Genomic DNA, 1,593 nt, shown 5'->3' on the forward strand with positions numbered 1-1,593 from the left:
GGGGTAGAGCCCACGCTCGCGGCAATAGGCGCTGAGTTCGGCCTCGTTCATCGGGGCCGTCTCCAGGACGATCTGGAATTTCTCCTGGCTGGTCCACTGGTCGGGCTCGTTCGAACGTGATGGCAAAACCTGTCCTCGTGCTCTGGCCTGTTTCCGCCAATTGTAGAGGGTTGTCGCGGTGATGCCTTCCTGCTCGGCCAGTTCCGGGATGGTTATGCTCATCGGCGGCGCCATCTTCTTGAGGATGGCTTCCTTACGCTCTGCGGGGTAACGCATGTTGATCACCTCTCAATCCGTTTAGGTGACAACTACGTTGACGCATAGGGCACTTCCCTCTAAAAAACTTTGATAATTGATTTCTGCACTAGCAAGGAGAGGACCAAACACAGAGGTTGATAGCCGATCCGCCCTTGGTAGTAAAAGGGCAATAGCGTGACCAGCAGGCGCACCTGTTCGTGATAGCGGGCCTCAATGCTCATCCGTGAACGCCTCCGGGACCGTGACCTGATATTCCTTGTCCAACCGCCCTCCCTTGCAGAGCTGCCGCTTGCCCTTCCCAAGGTCGAGGCTGTGGGTTTCCAGTCGATGGTACCAGGCGTGGCCGGCATGGCGAGCCAGCACCAGAAAGGCGCGCTTGGTCTTCACCGAACGGCACCCTGCCAGCAGCGCCTGCAGCCGGCGCGGGCGCAGCGTATTGAGCCCGGTGAAGGTATCCACCAGCTCGCTGCTGAACAGCAGATCGTTGGGCGTGATGGCGATCCACTCGAGGATAGCGCGCTCCGGCGTCGATATCCGTAGGGCAAACCCCGCCCCGGGCGGGTTGTAGTCCGTGAGGCTACCGGAAAGATCCACCGACAGCCCCTTGTCCTGGTGCAGGTCGATCGCTCCGGCCCAGTCGGCCTTCTCCAGCCACACTGGCAGCTGCGAGCGGCGCCCCGACCCATACAGGTGAGTGGTGTCGTGCCCCATGGGCAGGTAGTGGGCAAAGCCCTGCAGGGCCAGGGCGGTCTGGCCCCCCGGCCAGAACGGCGGTGCTGCGGGGTCGCTGAGCGCCTGCAGTGCAAAGACCCCGCTCTCCCAGGTCAGCGGGTCGCCTGCCCGGCAGTAGGCGCCTCGTCCAATGCGCTTCAGCCAGCCGGCCTCTGTGAGCTTGGCAGCATGATTGGCGCTGATGCCGTGGGCCTCCAGCCACGCCGTGGTCACCACGGCGCCATGGGGATCTGCTGCCACAGCCGGTTTATTTTCGTTGCCATAGATTGCCCAATCAGCCAACTATGACGCTAATTATAAACCGAAGCGGTTTAAGATGAGCGTCTAAAATGGAAGATTAGGCCAATTTCAGCAACTTTTCTAAACCCATGTCTACGTCGCGTGTCCGATGCCCCGGGCCTCGTCCAGCCGCTGGGTGATATGCAGCACCGCCTCGAGCTCCGAGCAGCCCTGCTCGCGCATCACCCGCATGCGCTCGGCCTTCTCCTCGCCCTCGGTGCCGGCCAGGGCCAGGTAGAGGCTGGGCGGCACCACCCGGAACAGCGCTTCCAGGCGCCCTGACAGCACCACCCCCTCGGTGTACTTCTTCGAGACCTTGGTGGC

Annotated in this window: 3 protein-coding genes; all 3 read right to left on the reverse strand. The window is 62.1% G+C overall.

Features of this window, described 5'->3' with window-relative positions; all coding sequences use genetic code 11:
* On the reverse strand, positions 1-276 hold a 276-nt coding region (locus tag BLP96_RS20025), incomplete at its 3' end, for a transposase (protein WP_143005133.1).
* A gap of 192 nt (positions 277-468) precedes the next feature.
* The gene (locus BLP96_RS19715; RefSeq protein WP_245682320.1) at positions 469-1,230 is read right to left on the reverse strand and encodes a type IV toxin-antitoxin system AbiEi family antitoxin domain-containing protein; all 762 of its coding nucleotides are present in this window, start codon (positions 1,228-1,230) and stop codon (positions 469-471) included.
* Positions 1,231-1,362: 132 nt separating this feature from the next.
* Positions 1,363-1,593, reverse strand: a 231-nt coding sequence (locus BLP96_RS19720) for a hypothetical protein (RefSeq protein WP_143005159.1), incomplete at its 5' end; no start/stop codon positions are given.

Origin of the sequence: Billgrantia gudaonensis, from assembly GCF_900100195.1 — a bacterium.
GTDB classification, from domain to species: domain Bacteria; phylum Pseudomonadota; class Gammaproteobacteria; order Pseudomonadales; family Halomonadaceae; genus Halomonas; species Halomonas gudaonensis.